The following is a 20738-nucleotide window of genomic DNA, read 5'->3' on the forward strand; positions in this document are numbered from 1 at the left end:
AAATCGAAGCAATGAGCCATGAGGAGTATCTTCTCCAACTCTTTGAACAAGAAGTGAAACAACGGGAAAAACGAAAGGTTAATCAATTACTCTCTCAGGCAACGTTGCCTAAAATAGCAGGAAAGCCATTTGAATGGACCCACATTCAAATGGCTCAAGGCATCACAGCAGAATATCTGTTAAACGGGCACTTTATTGAAAATAGAGAAAATCTAATCTTTTATGGAGGTGTGGGTACCGGAAAGACCTACTTATCGACGTTAATTGGTTTAAACGCGATTCAAAAATTAGAGAAACGCATCAAATTTTTTACGGTGGCTGGTCTAGTGAATAGCTTACTAGATGCGCACGAAAAAGGCTCGTTGAGCCGGGTCTTTAAGCAGATAGAGAAACTCGATCTTCTGATTCTTGATGAACTAGGGTAAATCCCTCTACATAAACAGGGGGCAGAACTTCTTTTTCAAGTCATCTCAATGTGCTATGAAAGAAAGAGCATGATTGTGACGACGAATTTACAATTTGGTCAGTGGAATCACGTATTTGGGGATCCGATCTTAACGGAAGCTGTGATCGATCGGCTGATTTACCATTCTCATTTAATTGTATTTAATGGAGAAAGCTACCGGTATAAAGAATCATTATTACACAATAAGTAAATATAGGGATTGGCAAGTGGTACATTTTTAATTGCCATTTGATACATTTCCTACTTGCCAAAAACAACTGTAAGTCACTCATTGTCTATCTGATCCATTTACTCACCCCATTTTTCGCATCGGTCACCCGTTCACGTTCATTCGTACACCATACAGTCACATATACATATTCATCGATACACAAGAAATATCCTGCAATTCGGTTATGACCGACAACACAATACATTTATTCAGTCACAAAACATCGTTCATTCGCACATGAGCATGACTGACATCGTACAAGACAAAGTCCTTGCTATGTCTCCGCAATACAGCGACACGTTCCCTAACATCCTTAAACGTCCCAATTTCGCGCGACACAGACAGGCCATGAGAAATCTTAACGACAATGAGACGGGACAAAATGACGCAATATGACGCTTAGAAAGGCATGCTTAACTAGACCTGCGACACTCTCATTTTTTCGCAAGTCTTATGCCTCAAGGAAGTTATATAAAAGATGTTGCCGTTCTCTACATCTTTCAGTGAATAAATAACTTTCTACCAAACGATAGAAATATCCTTCAAAAGATTTCTCAATTCTGCCCTGCTTGTTTTTTTTTACTTATTGACACATATAGAAAATAGCTTTATAGTATGAGTGATGATATTGATAATCGTTTTCAATTAAATATATTGGGGTGTTGTAAACGAAAGAAATGACTAGTTTATAACAAGATAAAAGGATACTTTTTACATAAAGGAGAAGATCATCATGAAAAAATGGTTGTTACCCATTTTGCTTATACTGGTACTTATGATAAGTGCTTGTGGAAAGCAAACAACTGAAAAGTCTAAAGATAATAATACAGCAGATAACCGTGAGTTCATTACTTATCAATCAGAGGACGGCCCTATAGAAGTGCCTGCTAATCCGAAACGAGTGGTGGTTCTATCTCACATTTACTCAGGTAGTGTTATGTCATTGGGTGTAAACCTGGTTGGAGTGGATCAATGGTCTAAAATGAATCCGAATTTCCAGGATCAATTAAAAGATGTTGAACAAGTATCAGAGGAGAATCTGGAAAAGATAATTGAATTAAACCCGGATTTAATTATTGCTTTGTCCAGTACCAAAAATCTTGACAAACTTAAAGAAATAGCCCCAACTGTTACATTTACCTATGGAAAATTAAATTATTTAGAGCAACATATTGAAATAGGTAAGCTATTAAATAAAGAAAAGGAAGCAAGGAAGTGGGTAGAAGATTTCCAAGCACGTGCTCAAAAGTCTGGGGAAGAGATTAAAGCTAAGATTGGTGAAGACGCCACAATTTCTATCATTGAAAACGATGAAAAACAGCTTTATGTTTTTGGTGATAATTATGGCCGTGGAGGGGAAATACTCTATCAGGAAATGAAATTGAAAATGCCTGAGAAAGTAAAAGAGATGACAAAGAAAGATGGCTACTATGCCATTTCACCTGAGGTCCTTTCCGACTATGTAGGAGATTATTTAATCTTAAGCAAATATGAGGATGGAGATACCTCATATGTAGAAACGGAAACATTTAAGAACTTGCCTGCTGTCAAAAATAATCGTGTGTTTGAAGTAGATGCCAAAGGATTTTATTTCAATGATCCAATTTCATTAGAACATCAGCTTGATTTCATTGAAAAATCATTTTTGAATAAGTAAGACCAATGGAGGGATTCTATTATAGGAATCCCTTTTCTTTTAATAATTTATGACATTAAGAATGGATGTTAACTCCCATTAAAAGGATAATATATGAATTTAATGAAATGATAAAAATGGGGCTGTCCGGAAAGTGGTATTTCAGCCGAAATCTTTATAAAAGCAAAACCCAAGAATGCTGTTAAATCAACATTCTTGGGTTTTTAATTTGGGTTCATTTTTCTCTTAAATGGACTTTTTAGACAGCCTCATTTTTTATGTAGAAATCATGTAACGCTGGAATAGATGCGGTCGTTTATATTATCGTCAACAGTTTGAAAGAGAAAGAAGGTGTTAGTTACTTATGCCTGATTGGAATAAGGATGGAAAAAAGGAATCTATTGAGGAAATATGTTATGGGACATGGAAATCCATTTACCAATACATCTATTATAAAGTACAGAACAGAGAGGAAGCGGAAGATATAACCCAAGAAACATATGTAAAAGCTATTTCCTATTTGCAAAATGGGAGTGTGAATCCGGATAAATATATTGGCTTTTTAAAAACAGTTGCGTTAAATGTCATGCGCGATTTATGGCGCAAGAAAAAACGAAGGGGCCCTATAGTGGATATTGACACATTTATTCCAAAAGAAAATGCGGTGGAAGATCATTCTGAGAATAGCACCGATCGCTTAATGATCAAACATGCTATAACCCAGCTTAATGAGGAACAACGGACGGTGATCGAACTACGGATTCTTAAAGGATTTTCTGTGGCAGAAACTGCTGGTCTAATGAATAAAAAAGAAGGGACCATCCGTGTCATACAACATCGGGCATTAAAGAATCTTGCCAATATCCTTAAATCTAATAATCTAATGGGAGGGACAACAGATGAATCTACATGAAAAAATAGTATCAGATTTTATTGACCAATTAAATATAGAAAAGAAACCAAAAGAAGATGAATATACTACGGATTCTGATGAATTAAAAGAGCTTTTTCAAACGGTTAAACTGGTAAAAAGCCTTAAAGAACCTGCCATGCCTGGAGAAGACTTTCCAGTAAGACTAGTCAAAGCTGTTGAAGAACAAGTATCGCGCAAGCATACGGTTAAATCTAGAAAATGGGCATGGATGGCAAGTGTGGTCGGAATTGCTGCTATGTTCGCACTCATGATGAATATCCTTTTTACACCAGGAAGCTCCAATATTGTTAAAGCCATGGAAGAGGCGTATCAAATGATTAACGCTTATCATGGGACGATAGAAATAGTTGAAACCAATAAAGATGGTGAATCTGTTACGCAAGCAAAATTGGAAGTATGGGCAAATAAAGATGGAAACTATTATATAAAAGGATTACAAGGACCAAATAAGAATTATATTACGGTTAATAATGGAGAAAAGAAATGGCAGCTACAACCTGACAAAAAGCAAGTTCAGATTTTTCCAACCTTCCCAGATAACTATAGCTTTATTTTTGACCTAGGAAATGAAATAAATGATGTAAAAAATGCTTTGTCAGTTAAAGAGATAGGTGAAGAAAAAATTGTAGGTAGAAAGACTACTGTTCTAGAAATAACGCCTAAGGGCACATCTTCCTATCATTTATGGATCGATCAAGAAACAAAGCTTCCGTTGAAAAAACAATCAGCTATGCAGCATGCCATTCAATATACAGTAACGTATACACAAATTGATTTTAGTAATCCTATTCCTAATGAACTATTATCTTATCAAGTTCCCCGTGACTATACGGTGATTGACAACAACCCTGAGCAGGTTGTAAACAATTTGGAAGAGGCTCAAAAAACAGTCGGTTTTACACCAACGGCACCAAAAACAATTCCAGATGGTTATATCCAGGAGCGAATTGCTGTTCTTCCTGAACAAAAAGTAGTAAAAATGTATTATAGTACAAAAGATCGTTCTAAAAAGGTCATGATTGTCCAAGGAAAATCGACCGGTAAGTTTGAACCAGTTCCAAATGCTACATTAGGAAAAATCAATAAACATCCAGTTGAAATTCAGGCTCCTCTCTATGAGGAAGCAGGATTGCTTGGTGGTGGTATTCCTTATTCAGGAACAACCAAAATCAATTCACTCCGTTGGCAACAAGATGGATTAGAATTTGCAGTTGTAGGTCAAGCGTCACTCGAGGATTTGACTGTATTTGTAGAAAATGTTGTTGATGGCAAATTGGAAATGCCGTCTCAAGATGAACAATCTTCCTTTAAACCGAAAGTAGAAGTTCCTTATGACCTATCAGTGGAGGAAAACGATCAAAAAAATGCGGATGCTGGAAGCTCACCATGGAAACTTGACCCATTATTTACTACACAGGTTTTTGTAAGCTTAAAAATGTCTCCTGAAGGCATTACTGGTGAATATCCTGTTTCTATCGAGGATCTTAAGCTCGTCCAGAACACAGGTAAAACAGCGATTGTAGAAGTAACAGGGGATCAATCACCTATTAAGAGGATTTATTTAAAGCGGCTCATCAGACAAGATGCCACTGGGATTTGGACTGTTGTAGGTTATGATCCTATGGAGTAAGACGAATAGATTCACTTCTTGTTAGCAGGGAAAGGCTCTTTTCAATTACTCTTTGACTCCATGAATGGTGTTGTTACATTAAAAGCTGGTTATTCTCAATCAACGAGAGCCAGCTTTTTTCATGAGGAAAATTCATAATATTTCTAAAAAGTAAATTTATCGTGTACAATCCTAGGTGAGGAGTGTGGTTAATAATGAAGGCAATGGTGATAAAAAAATTTGGAGATCCATCGGTTTTTGAGCTTGCTGAAATTCCTAAACCAAAAGTCATTCCAGGGCATGTTTTGATCCAAGTTAAAGCAACCAGTGTTAATCCAATTGATACAAAGGTACGTAGTGGTTTGGTGCCAGCCGTTGCACCAGCCTTTCCGGCGGTATTACACGGCGATGTAGCTGGAGTTGTTATTGAAGTCGGGGAAGGGGTAACAAATGTTAAGGTTGGAGATGAAGTATATGGTTGCGCAGGTGGTTTTAAAGAAACAGGAGGGGCACTGGCAGAATATATGCTTGCTGATGCACGGCTAATTTCACATAAACCAAAAAATTTGACGATGGCACAAGCAGCGGCACTTCCTCTAGTGACCATTACTGCATGGGAATCGCTCTATAATCGTGCCAATATTCAATCTGGTCAAACAGTCCTCGTTCATGCTGCGACTGGCGGAGTAGGTCATGTTGCCATTCAGCTGGCAAAGTTGGTTGGTGCAAGGGTATTCACTACGGCTTCCTCTTCAGAAAAAGCAAGTATTGGTCAGCGTTTGGGTGCAGATGTGGTGATTAATTATCGAGAACAGTCAGTTGAAGAATACGTAAAGGAATACACAGATGGAAAAGGGTTCGAAATCGTGTTTGATACAGTGGGCGGTGAAAATCTTGACCGTTCTTTCCAGGCAGCGGCTCCATTTGGAACAGTTTTAGGTATTGCGGCACGCTCAACGCATGATTTATCCCCTCTCCATGCAAAAGCATTAACCTTACATATTACGTTCATGCTGTTAAAAATATTAAATAAAGATCTAAGGCAGGAATATGGCGAAATATTAAAGAAAGTAACAAAGCTTGTAGAGGAAGGAAAACTATATCCACTCGTCCATGAAAAAACATTTACATTTGATCAAGTGAGCGAAGCACATTCTTTATTGGAATCTAACAAGGCTATTGGAAAAATTGTCTTAACAAATGAATGGTAATAGTACTTTTTGAAAAAGAACCCATTTTTTAGTGGGTTTTTCCTGTATGCTCCGAAAAATGATGAAGTAGTTTTAATAGAAAAATAAGACACTACAAATGCAGTAAAAGGATTTTCAAAAGATTTCCAGAATGTAATAAAGGGAAATTCATCTTTAGGAGGTATTAATATGGCTGTAACGCAAGGAATATTACAATGGACTCTGATTTCGGAATGTCCTGTTCCAAATGATGTAAACGATATACTAGTAGAGGGTGAGGTAGCGATTGCTGCTTATAAAACGTTTCGAGACAGTGCGATCTTTACAAATAAAAGGTTAATTGTTAGAGACGCACAGGGGCTTACAGGAAAAAAGGTTGAGATTTATTCTTTGCCATATTCATCCATTTACATGTGGTCGACTGAAAACGCGGGAAGTTTATTTGATGTGAATGCAGAGGTTGAATTATGGACAAAAGCTGGTCATATAAAAGTAAATTTAAAGAAAGGCATCGATATTCGTAAATTTGACAAACTTATTGCAGAGGCTATTTTATAGAACAAAACAAAGCATCCGTTTTTGGAAAACTTCGGATGCTTTGTTTTGGAGTAAATCTTCTATTCATTTGATGGAGAGAAACTTATTATAAAAGACCGACCATTTCTAATCCATGGCGAATTCCATCTTCTTCAACAGATTTTGTCACAAATTTTGCTGCTTCCTTTACCAATTCTTCCCCATTACCCATCGCCACACTATTTTGAACAGTTGAGAGCATTTCCACATCATTTAGTCCATCGCCAAAAGCATAGATTCGTTCAGGAGAAACCCCTAGTTCTTTTGCAATTCTTTCAATACCTTTTGCTTTTGAACCACCCTTTGGAAGAATATCGACGGATACAGGGTGCCATCTGACAAAATCAAAATCATCATATTTTTGTTCATATTGTTTTTCTTCTCCTACTGGACAAAAAAGGAGGGATTGGTATAATTCACGCCCTTTATAATAGTGTGGATCATGTGTTGGAAAATGACTAATTTTTAAAGTCTCAATACTTTCTTTAATATAAGGATGGTCCGGTACATTTGCTTTCATATCTTCATGGTCCATAAAAACAACCGGATGATCATTTTGAAGCGCTTCTTCTGTTAATTTTTCAAGGGTATTAATATTTAAAGGATTTGTATATATGACCTCACCGTTTAACACAACATATTGTCCGTTATAACTGACATAAGTGTGAATATCCAATTCCTTCCGTAAATCCTCAAACATAAAAGGAGCACGGCCTGTGGCGATCGCTACAACATGTCCAAGCTCCTTCAGTTTAAAAATAGATTCCTTTGTTGAAATGGGCAACTCCTTTTTTGAATTAAGCAAAGTTCCATCTATATCAAAGAAAATCACGCTTTGTTCTTGCATTTCTCTCCCACCTTCTGTACTTGATCATTCGTTTTTTCATAGTAGTACTTTCGGTTGTAACATCCCCGATATTCACTTTAGCCATACAGTAATATGACGAATTTGAATGATGAATCTTATCAACCTGTAGTCCCTTTGTTAAGAGTGTAATTTATGAAAGGGATTTCATGTCAAATCAAATACTCATTAATTCATTAACCAATCAAAATGTTCAAAATTATGCCTAAAAAAAGAAAGTCACTATCTTACCTGTGTAGGTAAAATAGTGACTTTCAAGGTTAAAAGAATCATGTATTAATTCCGAATTAAATAATCGAATGCGCCCAATGCTGCAGTAGCACCAGATCCCATAGAGATAATAATTTGCTTGTAGGCACTGTCAGTACAGTCACCTGCTGCAAATACACCAGGAAGGGATGTAGCACCATGCTTATCGACTATGATTTCACCGAAACGAGTGCGTTCTACGGTACCCTCTAACCATTCGGTATTAGGGACAAGTCCGATTTGAACAAAGACACCTTGTAGTTCAATATGGTGTTCTTTCCCTGTTTCGCGGTCGATATAGGTAATTCCGTTTACTTTATCAGTACCGGTAATTTCTTTTGTTTGTGCATTCTTGATTACTGTAACATTTGGAAGGCTATATAGACGTTCTTGCAGAACTTTATCAGCTTTCAACTCTGGCATGAATTCAAGAACGGTTACGTGTTTAACGATACCTGCAAGATCAATGGCCGCTTCAATACCGGAATTTCCGCCGCCAATAACGGCAACGTGTTTTCCTTCAAATAGCGGACCGTCACAATGTGGACAATATGCCACGCCTTTGTTCTTGAATTCTGCTTCACCAGGGACACCGACATTGCGCCAGCGGGCACCAGTAGAAAGAATAACGGTCTTACTTTTTAGAACAGCACCATTTTCAAGTTCTACTTCAATCAGGTCTTTCTTTTCTAAACGTTTGGCACGTTGTAAGTTCATGATATCAATGTCGTACTCTTTCACATGTTCTTCAAGGCTTGCTGCAAGCTTTGGACCTTCAGTGTATTTCGTACCAATTAGGTTCTCGATACCAAGAGTGTCCATAACCTGGCCGCCAAAGCGTTCAGCAACAATACCTGTGCGAATGCCTTTGCGTGCTGCATAGATGGCTGCACTTGCCCCAGCAGGACCACCACCGATAACAAGTACATCAAAAGGTTCTTTATTAGAAAGTTCTGATGCATCAGGGCCGCTTCCTATTTTTGCAAGGATTTCCTCAAGGGACATCCGTCCGCTTCCGAAAGGTTCACCATTTAAGAAAACAGTTGGAACTGCCATGATGTTTTTGCTCTCTACTTCCTCTTTGTATGCAGCACCATCAATCATGGTATGGCTAATGCCAGGGTTCAAGACGCTCATGACGTTTAATGCCTGCACTACATCAGGACAATTGTGACATGTTAAACTTACATAGGTCTCAAAGTGATATTCACCTTTGATATTCTTAATTTGTTCAATAGCCTTTTGATCAACTTTTGGAGCTCTTCCACTAACTTGAAGTAGAGCTAGAACTAAAGAGGTAAATTCATGTCCAAGCGGGACACCGGCAAAAGTGATGCCAGTGTCTTCGCCAGGTCGATTAATGCTAAAGCTTGGCGTTCTCTCTAACTCTGTTTTCTCTACTTTAATGTGAGATGACATAGTAGCCAATTCATCCACAAGGGAGAGCATGTCTTGAGATACTTTATCAGAGCCAGTACTTACTTTAAGCAGCACATCGCCTTCCATCATTTGAAGATATTGGGCTAATTGTGATTTGATTTCTGCATCTAGTAACATTAGAATCTTGCCCCTTAAATTTTACCGACAAGGTCAAGGCTTGGCTTAAGTGTTTCGCCGCCTTCTTGCCATTTAGCAGGACAAACTTCGCCTGGGTTATTGCGAACATATTGTGCTGCTTTAATTTTATTTACAAGAACACTTGCGTCACGGCCGATTCCGTCTGCATGGATTTCCATTGCTTGAACTACACCGTCTGGGTCAATGATGAATGTACCGCGTTGTGCAAGACCAGTTTCTTCATCAAGTACATCAAAAATGCGAGAGATTTTTTGAGATGGGTCACCAACCATGATGTATTCAATTTTGCTAATAGCTGGTGAATGGTCATGCCATGCTTTATGAGTAAAATGAGTATCAGTTGATACAGAGTAAACTTCTACACCAAGTTCTTTTAGTGTTGCATATTGGTTTTGAAGGTCTTCTAATTCTGTTGGGCAAACGAATGTGAAATCTGCTGGATAGAAGCAAACAACACTCCATTTTCCTTTAAAGTTTTCTTCAGTAACAGTGATAAAATCACCATTGTGGAATGCTTGTGCTGTGAATGGTTGAATTTCTTTGCCAATTAAAGACATGATTAATTCCTCCTAAATTGCTTTTTATTTTATTAATAATAACCAATAATAATATGTATTTTATTATTATTAGTTATTTATAATAATTTTAATTCGAAATTAATTATTATATAAATTAGTTGGTTTGTCAACAAATTAACTCACATTTTTGTAATTTATTTTTTAGGCTATTATGATTCTTAGATTTTCAATTACGATGACTATTTCTCAATTAATATTTATTTAAAGTATTGAAAACTTTTTAATGATTACAAAGTATTATTTATTTAATTGAGCTTTTTTGGAAATTGATAGTTAATAATCATCTATCTAGAACATGTCCATTTTTACCTGAGATGATTCAAAGTATGTACAAAACGGTTCATTTTCTAAACATAAAAATGAACCGTCTTTTTTTTAATATAGGAAAGTGTAAGGAAACTTTCTTGTAACAAGCTATTGTTTGATTAGTTTTTTTTCAAGGAGGTCCACTAATTGGTACATAATTGTAGCGATTACGGCGATTACCAACAATGATAAAAAGACTAAGGTAAAATTAAAGACTTGAAATCCGTAAATGATCATGTATCCCAGTCCTTTAGAGGAGACGAGGAATTCTCCGACAATCACACCGACCCATGAAAGTCCGACATTAACTTTTAAGGTTGATATAATCGTAGGAAAACTGGCAGGTATGATAGCTTCCTTAAAACATTGAAATCTTGTTGCCCCGAAGGTTTGGAGTACTTTTAAATAGTTAGGGTCCACCTCTTTAAACGACGTATATACAACAATTGTGGTGATAATGACACATATGATCGCTCCCATGGCAATAATAGAAGGATACCCTGGACTTAGTGCTACGATTAGAACTGGACCAAGAGCTACTTTTGGCATTGCATTTAGAACTACGAGATAAGGGTCCAGTATTTTGGAAATCATGGGGGACCACCATAGAATGGCGGCAATGAATACACCAAGGAAGGTACCTAATAGAAATCCGAAGATTGTTTCTGTTAATGTTACACCTAAATGGGTGAACAATGATCCGTCTTGAATGTTGTCGATGAAAAGATTCCATATTTTCGACGGTGAGCTGAATATGAGAGGGTCAATCCACTCATTTCGACTTAAGAACTCCCAGCTGGAAAAGAAGAGAAGAAAAATAATAGCTTGGTAAATACGAACCCATCTTTTTTCCACCTTCAATGATTGGATATAGCTTTTATGAAGGAGTTCTACTTTTTTCAGTTGTTTGTTCAAGGGACTCCAACTCCTTCCAAATTGTTTGAAAAATACCCTGGAATGCCTCATGGTTTCTTGCATGAAAAGGGGATAGTCTTTTTAATTCCTCGGGTATCTCAAATGTTTTATAAATTCTCCCAGGTCTTGGTGAAAGGAGAAAAACACGGTCGCTCATCGCAATCGCTTCTCCGATATCATGGGTGACAAGAATGGCTGTTTTACCAAAAGCTTTCAAGGTGTTTGATACTAAATCCTCCAGTTTGAGCTTTGTTTGATAATCAAGGGCAGAAAATGGTTCATCAAGCATCAATAGCTTTGGTTCGGTGGCAAGTGTACGGACGAGGGCGACTCTTTGTCTCATGCCACCGGAAAGTTGTTTCGGTAGCTGTTTTTCAATACCTCCATTTAATCCCATTTGTTTAAGCAGATTTAAGGTGTTCGTTTTTGTTTTTTCATTTAGTTGTTTGGATAGTTTAAGACCTAACAGGATATTTTCTTCGATCGTTTTCCAAGGAAACAAATAGTCTTGTTGCAGCATATAGCCAATATCATTTTTTAAGGTTGATACGGGCTTATTTTCTAGTAAGATCGTTCCTTCTGTTGGTTTGATCAGATTGGCAATAATAGAGAGGAGAGTTGTTTTTCCACAGCCACTTGGACCGAGGAAGGAAACAAACTCTCCCTCCTCAACCGTAAGTGAGATATCGGAAAGGGCTGTGGTGGCAGTGTCTTTAGTAAAGTACGTATGATGGATATTTTGAACCTGTAAGAAGCTCATGAAAGCCGGCCACCCTTTCTGTTTTATTTTTTCATAATTTTTTCTGCTATCTCGGTATTCACTAGTGTTTTATAATCCACATCTTGTGGAAGCTCGCCAGCTTCATTCATAATGTTTTTCAGATTGTTCCATTCTTCTTCATCTAAAATGGGGTTTGTAGCAAACGAGCCTTGGCTTTTATAGCGCTCGACAACTGTCTTCATAATTTCAGGATCGGTATCAGGGAAGAATTCTTCTACCGCTCTAGCAATTTCTTCAGCTGAGTGAGTTTCTACCCATTGTTGGGCTTTATAAATGGCCCTAGTAAATTTTTCAATAGTCTCTTTGTTATTTTTGATATAACTGCCTTTTGCCATAAAGGTCGTATATGGAACATGACCTGATTCTTTACCGAAGGAGGCAATAATATAGCCTTTTCCTTCTTTTTCAAAAATACTTGCGGTTGGTTCGAACAACTGGACAAACTCCCCAGTTCCTGAAGCGAAAGCATTCGCTATATTCGCAAAGTCGATGTTTTGGATAAGGTTGAGATCTTGATGTGGGTCGATACCGTGCTTTTTAAGAACGAACTCACCTACCATTTGTGGCATGCCGCCTTTTCGCTGTCCCAGGAAGGTTTTACCTTTAAGCATTTCCCATGTGAAATTATCGATTTTTTCCCGGGAGACAAGGAACGTTCCGTCTGTTTGGGTGAGCTGAGCAAAATTAATCACAGGGTCATTCGATCCTTGCGAGTAAACATAAATGGAAGTTTCAGAACCAACAAGAGCTACATCGGCACCACCTGAGATCAAGGCCGTCATTGTTTTGTCTCCACCCGGTGTAGTTGTTAAGGTGATATCAAGCCCTTCTTCTTTAAAAAAACCTTTTGATATGGCAACATATTGGGGAGCATAGAAAATTGAACGGGTAACTTCTGCAATCCGAACTTTTTGAAGTTTCTCCTGTTTTTTATCGGTATCTTTATTACAAGCGATGAGAGAAAACATAAGTATAGATATCAATAGAAAAGAGAAACTGATTTTTGACCATTTTTTCATTTAGATATGACCTCCTATCTGGGCGTTTTGCCTAACATATCGTATGAAGATGAAAAAAATGTGTGAATACTCACTGATAAATTTTTCGGAATTCTAACTATGTTAAGAAAAAGGATCGATACTATGAATCAAAATGACTATAACGGCAAAATCATTCATATTAAACGTTTTCCCTCTCCAAATCCAAACGTAGAACTTAAAGAAATTACGTATTGGTCAAATGGTCTTCGAGTCAAGGGGATGCTAGCGGAACCGAAATTGGAACGTTCCACTGACGGCTTCCTTTATTTAAGAGGGGGAATCAAAAACGTCGGCAAGGTTCGTCCAGCGAGGATTGCCCAATTTGCCCAAGAAGGGTTTGTCGTATTTGCTCCTTACTATCGTGGCAATCAGGGTGGGGAAGGTAATGAAGACTTTGCTGGAAATGACCGGGAAGATGCATTTGCGGGATATTTATTGCTTAAATCGTTTCCGAATATTAAACAAATACATATTTTTGGATTTTCCCGCGGTGGAGTAATGGCGTTATTGACGGGAATTCAATTTCCTGACGCAGCATCACTTGTCACTTGGGGTGGCGTCAGTGATATGAGCCTGACTTACTACGAGCGCAAGGATTTAAGAAGAATGATGAAACGAGTCATTGGAGGGACTCCAGAGAAGTATCCGGAACGATATCAAGAAAGAACACCTCTTTATGAATTAGAAAAAATAGAAGTACCCGTTCTCATTATTCATGGAGTCAATGACCGAAATGTTTCTATTGAGCATGCTTACCGGCTAGAAAGAAGGCTGCGCACCCTTAACAAGTCAGTTGAATGTTGGTATTTTAACCACTTTACCCATTACTTTCCGCCAACCATTAATCGAAAAATCGTTGAAGAATTAACGAAGTGGATGAAAAAAAATAGTAAAAGATGATAAGATAGAGTTATAAATAGTAGAGGAGTGGATCGTTATGGGGATGCCTCTTGAATTAAATACGTTAATTGTTACAAAAGGAAACGAAAAACGACTTGAAGAAAATCTTTTTGCTTTACAAAAAGAAGGTTATCGATTGTATCCACTAGAAATCCCAGTAGATGTTCGAAAAACTTTAGACAGCAACTCAAGTGGGACAGCTTTAATTAAAAAAGTAGAGTGGGAAAAAAATACCACTACCATCACTTATCAATTAATTTCATTAAATTCCACCAATTAAAACGAATGAATGGCTCTTGCTTAGATTTTAAAAAGAGAAATTGATTAAAAACGAATTGTCGATTTACTTTTTTAGGATATTGAAATTGATAAGAGCATTAGATTAGCAAGTCACATCTCACTTCCTATATGTTTAAGCGTATTTCATGGAAGTGATTCAAAGTAGGGCGGATTAAGTCATATAGCTGAGAAGTTTTTTTGAATACCAGTGGAAAGTGAAAGGGCTAAAAACGCGATTAAGTCACCTCACCTAGGTGGTAACTTTGGAGGGTAATTTTAAAAAACAAGCGATTCCAATTGGAATCGCTTGTTTTTATGAAAAAGTTTAGGCAATTGGTCCGCCTTTTTCTTCAATTTCTGGTCCTACGTCTTTAAACTTCTTAAAGTTTTCTCGGAATTTGGCTGCAAGTTCTTTCGCCTTAATTTCATATGCTTTCGGATCAGCCCATGTTTTTTGTGGCTGAAGAACTTCATCTGGTACTCCAGGGATATGAAGTGGAATATTTAAACCAAAGATTTCATCCTTGATAGTCTCCACATTGTTTAATTCACCTTCAAGTGCAGCTTGCACCATGGCTCTTGTGTAAGAAAGCTTCATTCTTTGACCCACGCCATATTCTCCGCCAGTCCAGCCTGTATTTACTAAAAAGACATTTACATTGTGCTCAAGAATTTTTTCTCCTAGCATTTCAGCATAGCGTGTTGCCGGAAGTGGAAGGAATGGCGCGCCAAAGCAAGTAGAGAATGTAGCTTGTGGTGATGTTACACCACGTTCAGTACCAGCAAGTTTTGATGTATAACCGCTTAAGAAGTGATACATTGCTTGTTCTTTTGTTAATTTAGCAATTGGAGGTAATACACCAAAAGCATCAGCCGTTAAGAATACAATGGTATTCGGATGGCCTGCAATGCTAGGCTGAATAATATTATCAATCGCTTCGATTGGATAAGCGGCACGGGTATTTTCAGTTAGTGTTCCATCATTATAATCCGGAATTCGAGATTCTTGGTCGATAACCACATTTTCAAGAACCGTTCCAAAGCGGATTGCATCAAAAATTTGCGGTTCCTTTTCACGTGATAGATTGATGCATTTTGCATAACAACCGCCCTCGATATTGAACACGCCATTTGATGACCAGCCATGCTCATCATCACCAATTAACTTACGGTTCGGATCAGCGGAAAGGGTAGTCTTACCTGTTCCGGATAAGCCAAAGAATAATGCAACATCCCCTTCAGCACCAACATTTGCGGAGCAGTGCATGGAGAAAATATTGTTCTCAGGTAGCAAATAATTCATTACAGAGAAAATGGATTTTTTCATTTCACCTGCATATTCTGTACCGCCAATTAAAACAATTCGACGTTCAAAGGAAATGATAATGAATGTTTCAGAATTAGTTCCATCTACCTTAGGATCTGCTTTAAAATTTGGCGCAGAAATAACTGTAAATTCCGCCTCATGTGAAAGTAATTCTTCCTCAGTTGGACGGATAAATAATTGGTGGGCAAATAAATTATGCCATGCAAACTCATTGATCACTTGAATCGGTAGGCGGGATTTTTTATCAGCTCCTGCGAAGCCTTTGAAAACAAATATTTCATTTTGTTGTTTTAAGTAATCCAATACTTTATTATATAAGTTAGTAAAAACTTCTTCAGAGATTGGTTGGTTAAGGGAGCCCCAATCAATTTTATCTTTTGTAGACGCTTCTGAAACAATAAATTTATCTTGTGGTGACCGACCAGTATATTTACCTGTTGAAACTCGTACTGCTCCGGTAGAAGTTAATAACCCCTCATTACGGTTTAAAATTTTTTCCACTAACTGAGGAACGGATAATTGAACATGGACATTATCTGCATTTAATAGAAGTTTTAATTCATTTGGAATATGAACAGTATTCATATAACGAACCTTCCTTATAAAAATTTTTTTAAGTACTATTGTCAAACAATAGTATAACACAATTATACGAATAGTCTATACTATTTAATGAAGTAAGGTTGTATTTTATACTTTATTCTTATCCTGTTGAAAAAGTCATAGACAGGATTAGTTTTTTCATTAAAAACTTAATGAATAAAGAATATTTTTTGATAAAAGTTTCTAAAAAATCCATTGACATTGCTTAAAGATGTGGGTTATGATTTAACCCTGAACGGATACTCTCTTATCCCGAGATGGTGGAGGGACAGGCCCAATGAAACCCAGCAACCTGCATACTAAGAAAATGTCTTATAACTAGACATTTTCTAGGCAAAGGTGCTTAACCTGATGCAAGGCTAGTCCTTGAACGATAAGAGTGAAAGGCACGCAAAACAATTGCTTATAACCTTTCCTCAAATGGAAAGGTTTTTTCTTTTGTCCGTGTCTACATAATCGCTTTTTTAACACGAGAAGATAACAGGGAAATTTAATATATTATAAAAACCCTGTGTTTATTTCATACTATAAGGGAATGAGTTCCGTATCAATTCTGAGGTTTGAGCGAAAGCCATCTAAGCAAGTAAGCGACCTCATTTATCTCATATCTATAGGAGGAATTCAGATGTCAACAAAACGTCGTTTGTTTACTTCTGAATCAGTAACTGAAGGTCATCCGGATAAGATTTGTGACCAAATTTCTGATTCTATTTTAGACGCTATTTTAGCAAAGGATCCTAATGCGCGTGTTGCTGCAGAAACTTCAGTAACAACAGGGTTAGTTCTTGTTTCAGGGGAAATCACTACTTCTACATATGTAGATATCCCGAAGATTGTTCGTGATACAGTTCGCGAGATTGGTTATACACGTGCTAAGTATGGTTTTGATGCAGACACTTGTGCAGTATTGACTTCTATTGATGAACAGTCACCTGATATCGCGATGGGTGTTGACCAGGCATTGGAAGCACGTGAAGGTTTAATGACTGATGAGCAAATTGAAGCGATTGGTGCGGGTGACCAAGGCTTAATGTTTGGATTTGCCTGCAATGAAACAAAAGAGCTTATGCCTCTTCCAATTTCACTTGCACACAAGCTTGCCCATCGTTTAACGGAAGTTCGTAAAGAGGATATTCTTCCATATCTTCGTCCAGACGGTAAAACACAGGTAACTGTTGAATACGATGAAAATAACAATCCAGTTCGTATTGATACGATTGTTATTTCTACTCAGCATCATCCAGAAATTACATTAGAACAGATTCAGCGTAATATTAAGGAATATGTCATCAATCCTGTTGTTCCAAAAGAATTGATTGATGAAAATACGAAATATTTTATTAACCCAACTGGCCGTTTCGTTATTGGCGGACCTCAAGGGGATGCAGGTTTAACAGGCCGTAAAATTATTGTTGATACGTATGGCGGATATGCTCGTCATGGTGGCGGTGCTTTCTCAGGTAAAGATCCTACTAAGGTTGACCGTTCCGCAGCCTATGCAGCACGTTATGTAGCGAAAAATATCGTTGCTGCAGGATTAGCTGATAAGTGTGAAGTACAGCTTGCCTATGCCATCGGGGTAGCAAGACCAGTTTCTATTTCAATCGATACATTTGGTACAGGCAAAGTTTCTGAGGAAGTATTGGTTAATTTAGTTGAATCTAACTTTGATCTTCGCCCTGCTGGCATTATCAAAATGTTAGATTTACGTCGTCCGATTTACAAGCAAACAGCTGCTTATGGACATTTTGGTCGCTCTGATGTAGATCTACCTTGGGAGCGTACAGATAAAGCAGAAATCTTACGTCAACAGGCAAACTTATAATAAATTCATTCGTTGACTATTATAGTTTGACTATAAAAAAGCGGGAGTTACTCCCGCTTTTTTACTTTTGTAATGATTTATAATATTGTGCTTTCTCTTTATATTCTCTTGAAATACGTTCCATATCTTTAATATCATCAGCAGTGAGTTCTCTAATCACCTTGGCAGGTCTTCCAAATGCCAGTGTATTGGGAGGGATTTTTTTACCTTGAGGTACCAAGCTGCCGGCTCCAATAAAAGCTCCCTCACCAATTTCCGCTTGATCAAGAATGATCGAGCCCATTCCAATTAATGCTTTTTTTCGAATGATACAGCTGTGCAGGATTACCTGATGTCCGACCGTTACTTCATCCTCAATAATTAGGGGATTATTGGGGCTTTGGTGTAAGATAGAATTGTCTTGAATATTAACCTTTTTCCCTATTCTTGTAGGAGCTACATCACCTCTAATAACAGTGTTAAACCAGATGCTGGATTCCTCATCAATTTCAACATCACCGGTAATGGTCACATAATCGGCAATAAATACGGAATCGGCAATGGTTGGATACTTATCTTTATACGGATAAATCATAAACAACGCTCCTTTACCATACAATAGATGTATTCATTTTATCGAAAATTTGCAGAAATATAAAATAAATGGTACACCCTTCATAGGGACATGGTTTCAACCTACAATTGGTTGTAGGTTATGGTAAAATACTTAAAACGATAGCAGGGGGATTATATAAATATGTGGAAGTGGGAAGCAGAAGGAGAAGCAAAAGCTGTGATCGTGATTGTCCATGGGGCTATGGAACACCATCGGCGATATGGCTGGCTGATTGAAATGTGGCGTTCATCCGGATTTCATGTAATCATGTCTGATCTTCCTGGACAAGGCATGACATCAAGAGCAAACCGCGGCCATATTGACTCCTTTGATGAATATATAATGGAAGTCAAAGATTGGGTACAAGCAGCTTATCGTTACAATTTGCCTGTTTTCTTACTTGGACACAGTATGGGCGGATTAATTTCCATTCGCTTGTTGCAGGAAGAAAGACTGGATATTGCCGGAGTGATCCTGTCCTCTCCTTGTTTGGGGCTCGTCAAACCGCCCTCAAAATTGCTAGATCTTTTTTCACACGTATTAAATGTGGTTTTTCCAACTCTAAGGTTAAATTCCGGACTTACAGTTCAAATGGCTACAAGAAATGAAGATGTCAGAGAAGCGGACTCTAATGATAGCCTTTATGTTACAAAGGTTTCTGTCAGATGGTATCGTGAGCTAGTACACAGTATAAAACTGGCATTTCAAAATATGGAAAAAATTCAGGACGTCCCTATGCTTGTGATGCAAGGGGGAGATGATAAGATTGTCCGAAAAGAGCATGTGAAAGAATGGTTTAACCGTGTTCCATTATCTGAAAAAAGGTATAAGGAATGGCCAAAATGTTACCATGAAATCTTTAATGAGCCTGAGCGAGAAGAGGTATTTGAATATGCGAAAGACTTTGTTCTCAGCCAATTAAAGGCAATCGGATATATTGTGTAAGAAAGGGTGTATTCCATGATGCCAATTACCTTAATGGCAAAGGTTTACCGCAAAATACTTCCAGCTGTTCATCAGGAATTGGCTTATTGGAAAAGCCGTGCTGAAAATATCCCGAATCCAGAGTTAAGGAAACAGGCGCTGGCTAGCATTGCCCAAAAAGCCTTTCACTGTGAGGGCGGTGCCATTCTTGCTCTTACTGCCAATGAGCATTATCAAAAGGCCGTGAAGTTTATTGTAGCGTATCAAACCATTAGCGATTATCTTGACAATCTGTGTGATCGAAGTACCTCACTTGATCCGAATGATTTTGCTGCCCTTCATGAATCGATGTCAGATGCACTTAAGTTGCAGGAAGTCAATAAAAATTATTATCGATTGAGGGAAGATCAAGATGATGATGGTTATTTACATGATTTATCAAAAACTTGCCGAACCATTTTAAGAGAAATCGAACATTATGATTTAATTAAAGATTATCTTCTTGAACTGTGCGAGTATTATTGTGATTTGCAAATACACAAGCATGTAAAAGAAGAAGAGCGGGTTGGGCGACTTGAAAAATGGTTTCAACAATATCAAAAACAGCTCCCAGATATGGAGTGGTATGAATTTTCGGCCTGCTCTGGTTCTACACTCGGCATTTTTTGTCTTGTCTCCTATGCCATGAGAAAGGATTTTACAGCAAGTGATGCGGCCAATATTCGAAAAGGTTATTTTCCGTACATACAAGGGCTTCATATTCTTTTGGATTATTTCATAGATCAAGAAGAGGATGTTGTAGGCGGCGATTTAAATTTTTGCTTTTATTACGATTCTCAGGAAATACTTTGTAACCGATTAAAATATTTTGTATCTGAGGCGGATCGTCATACTGAATTATTACCCCACAAAAAATTTCACCAGTTGATTAACCGGGGGTTATTAGGTATTTATTTATCGGATTCAAAAGTGCGAAAGCAAAAGGATGTCCGAAAACTGGCAAAAGAAATAATAAAATCAGGCGGTTGGATCAGTTATTTTTTCTATTTAAATGGAGTTGTCTATAGGTCGTTGCAAAAATCTGTACCATCGTTAATGGAGAGAATGCTAATCACAAAATAAAAAACCAGGCAGTTGTAAAATGTACCCTATAAGATGGACACTTTGAAAAAAGTCCTTCTTGTAGGGTACTTTTGTTTATAATGAGAAAAAAGATGTTGGAGCGGAACTAGAATGACGAAGAGACTATTAACGAAAAAAGAACAAGAACTACTAAAGAAGAATCCTTATGTAAAATCAGTTAGCGATAAGGCGATTACCTATACAGACGAATTTAAGCGTCATTTTATTG

General features: G+C 37.6%; 19 protein-coding genes, 1 pseudogene and 1 riboswitch. Of the genes and pseudogenes, 11 read left to right on the forward strand and 9 right to left on the reverse strand.

Features of this window, described 5'->3' with window-relative positions; translation table 11 throughout:
- Positions 1 to 656: pseudogene (gene istB, locus GZA11_RS13290) on the forward strand (IS21-like element helper ATPase IstB); the annotation flags it as partial.
- Between the two features lie 85 nt (positions 657 to 741).
- Here istB and GZA11_RS16535 read toward each other — a convergent pair.
- Positions 742 to 882, reverse strand: coding sequence for a hypothetical protein (locus GZA11_RS16535; RefSeq protein ID WP_204317771.1), 141 nt, complete (start codon positions 880 to 882; stop codon positions 742 to 744).
- A gap of 528 nt (positions 883 to 1410) precedes the next feature.
- On the opposite strand from GZA11_RS16535, the gene GZA11_RS13295 reads away from it, so the two are divergent.
- The 5 genes from GZA11_RS13295 to GZA11_RS13315 all read left to right on the forward strand — a co-directional run bounded on the left by GZA11_RS13295 (position 1411) and on the right by GZA11_RS13315 (position 6604).
- Complete coding sequence (locus GZA11_RS13295) at positions 1411 to 2334, forward strand: iron-hydroxamate ABC transporter substrate-binding protein (RefSeq protein ID WP_038536848.1); 924 nt, start codon at positions 1411 to 1413, stop codon at positions 2332 to 2334.
- A 343-nt stretch (positions 2335 to 2677) separates the two neighbouring features.
- Complete coding sequence (locus GZA11_RS13300) at positions 2678 to 3226, forward strand: RNA polymerase sigma factor (RefSeq protein ID WP_163184186.1); 549 nt, start codon at positions 2678 to 2680, stop codon at positions 3224 to 3226.
- Entirely contained in the window at positions 3213 to 4877 is a 1665-nt protein-coding gene (locus GZA11_RS13305; protein ID WP_163184187.1) for a LolA family protein, read from the forward strand. The genes GZA11_RS13300 and GZA11_RS13305 overlap by 14 nt, the downstream gene beginning before the upstream one ends.
- Positions 4878 to 5071: 194 nt before the next feature.
- Positions 5072 to 6067, forward strand: coding sequence for a zinc-dependent alcohol dehydrogenase family protein (locus tag GZA11_RS13310; protein WP_038536843.1), 996 nt, complete (start codon positions 5072 to 5074; stop codon positions 6065 to 6067).
- Positions 6068 to 6235: 168 nt separating this feature from the next.
- Positions 6236 to 6604: a PH domain-containing protein gene (locus GZA11_RS13315; RefSeq protein WP_038536841.1), complete on the forward strand. Its 369-nt coding sequence runs from the start codon at positions 6236 to 6238 to the stop codon at positions 6602 to 6604.
- An 85-nt stretch (positions 6605 to 6689) separates the two neighbouring features.
- Here the strand turns inward: GZA11_RS13315 and GZA11_RS13320 are convergent, their stop codons facing one another.
- The 6 genes from GZA11_RS13320 to GZA11_RS13345 form a co-directional block, all read right to left on the reverse strand.
- A complete protein-coding gene (locus GZA11_RS13320; RefSeq protein ID WP_038536839.1) occupies positions 6690 to 7469 on the reverse strand; it encodes a Cof-type HAD-IIB family hydrolase in 780 nt (259 codons plus the stop codon).
- A 294-nt stretch (positions 7470 to 7763) separates the two neighbouring features.
- Positions 7764 to 9293 (reverse strand): alkyl hydroperoxide reductase subunit F, encoded by a 1530-nt coding sequence (gene ahpF / locus GZA11_RS13325; RefSeq protein WP_163184188.1) that lies wholly within the window; start codon positions 9291 to 9293, stop codon positions 7764 to 7766.
- A 14-nt stretch (positions 9294 to 9307) separates the two neighbouring features.
- Positions 9308 to 9871 (reverse strand): alkyl hydroperoxide reductase subunit C, encoded by a 564-nt coding sequence (gene ahpC / locus GZA11_RS13330; protein ID WP_038536836.1) that lies wholly within the window; start codon positions 9869 to 9871, stop codon positions 9308 to 9310.
- Positions 9872 to 10306: 435 nt separating this feature from the next.
- Complete coding sequence (locus GZA11_RS13335) at positions 10307 to 11113, reverse strand: ABC transporter permease (protein WP_038536833.1); 807 nt, start codon at positions 11111 to 11113, stop codon at positions 10307 to 10309.
- Entirely contained in the window at positions 11076 to 11873 is a 798-nt protein-coding gene (locus tag GZA11_RS13340; protein ID WP_038536831.1) for an ABC transporter ATP-binding protein, read from the reverse strand. The genes GZA11_RS13335 and GZA11_RS13340 overlap by 38 nt, the downstream gene beginning before the upstream one ends.
- 23 nt (positions 11874 to 11896) lie before the next feature.
- Entirely contained in the window at positions 11897 to 12913 is a 1017-nt protein-coding gene (locus GZA11_RS13345; RefSeq protein WP_038536829.1) for an ABC transporter substrate-binding protein, read from the reverse strand.
- 123 nt (positions 12914 to 13036) lie between these two features.
- Here GZA11_RS13345 and GZA11_RS13350 point away from each other — a divergent pair, with 123 nt between their 5' ends.
- Together GZA11_RS13350 and GZA11_RS13355 are read left to right on the forward strand one after the other, a co-directional pair.
- The gene (locus GZA11_RS13350) at positions 13037 to 13834 is read left to right on the forward strand and encodes an alpha/beta hydrolase family protein (protein ID WP_163184191.1); all 798 of its coding nucleotides are present in this window, start codon (positions 13037 to 13039) and stop codon (positions 13832 to 13834) included.
- A 37-nt stretch (positions 13835 to 13871) separates the two neighbouring features.
- Positions 13872 to 14114, forward strand: coding sequence for a DUF2584 domain-containing protein (locus GZA11_RS13355; protein WP_038536828.1), 243 nt, complete (start codon positions 13872 to 13874; stop codon positions 14112 to 14114).
- Positions 14115 to 14438: 324 nt separating this feature from the next.
- On the opposite strand, the gene pckA is transcribed toward GZA11_RS13355, so the two are convergent.
- Positions 14439 to 16025 (reverse strand): phosphoenolpyruvate carboxykinase (ATP), encoded by a 1587-nt coding sequence (pckA, locus tag GZA11_RS13360; RefSeq protein WP_038536826.1) that lies wholly within the window; start codon positions 16023 to 16025, stop codon positions 14439 to 14441.
- 262 nt (positions 16026 to 16287) lie between these two features.
- Positions 16288 to 16423, forward strand: a riboswitch (SAM riboswitch).
- A 245-nt stretch (positions 16424 to 16668) separates the two neighbouring features.
- On the opposite strand from pckA, the gene metK reads away from it, so the two are divergent.
- Entirely contained in the window at positions 16669 to 17868 is a 1200-nt protein-coding gene (gene metK, locus GZA11_RS13365; RefSeq protein WP_038536824.1) for a methionine adenosyltransferase, read from the forward strand.
- Positions 17869 to 17929: 61 nt separating this feature from the next.
- Here the strand turns inward: metK and GZA11_RS13370 are convergent, their stop codons facing one another.
- Positions 17930 to 18442 carry a gamma carbonic anhydrase gene (locus GZA11_RS13370; RefSeq protein ID WP_163184189.1) on the reverse strand — a complete coding sequence of 171 codons (513 nt, stop codon included), beginning with the start codon at positions 18440 to 18442 and terminating at the stop codon, positions 17930 to 17932.
- Between the two features lie 162 nt (positions 18443 to 18604).
- Here GZA11_RS13370 and GZA11_RS13375 point away from each other — a divergent pair, with 162 nt between their 5' ends.
- Positions 18605 to 19408, forward strand: a complete 804-nt coding sequence (locus tag GZA11_RS13375) for an alpha/beta hydrolase (protein WP_163184190.1) — start codon at positions 18605 to 18607, stop codon at positions 19406 to 19408.
- Positions 19409 to 19423: 15 nt separating this feature from the next.
- Positions 19424 to 20509, forward strand: a complete 1086-nt coding sequence (locus GZA11_RS13380) for a tetraprenyl-beta-curcumene synthase family protein (protein WP_038536818.1) — start codon at positions 19424 to 19426, stop codon at positions 20507 to 20509.
- Positions 20510 to 20738 lie beyond the last annotated feature (229 nt).

The organism is Neobacillus sedimentimangrovi (assembly GCF_010614825.1).
Lineage (GTDB): Bacteria > Bacillota > Bacilli > Bacillales > Cytobacillaceae > Neobacillus > Neobacillus thermocopriae.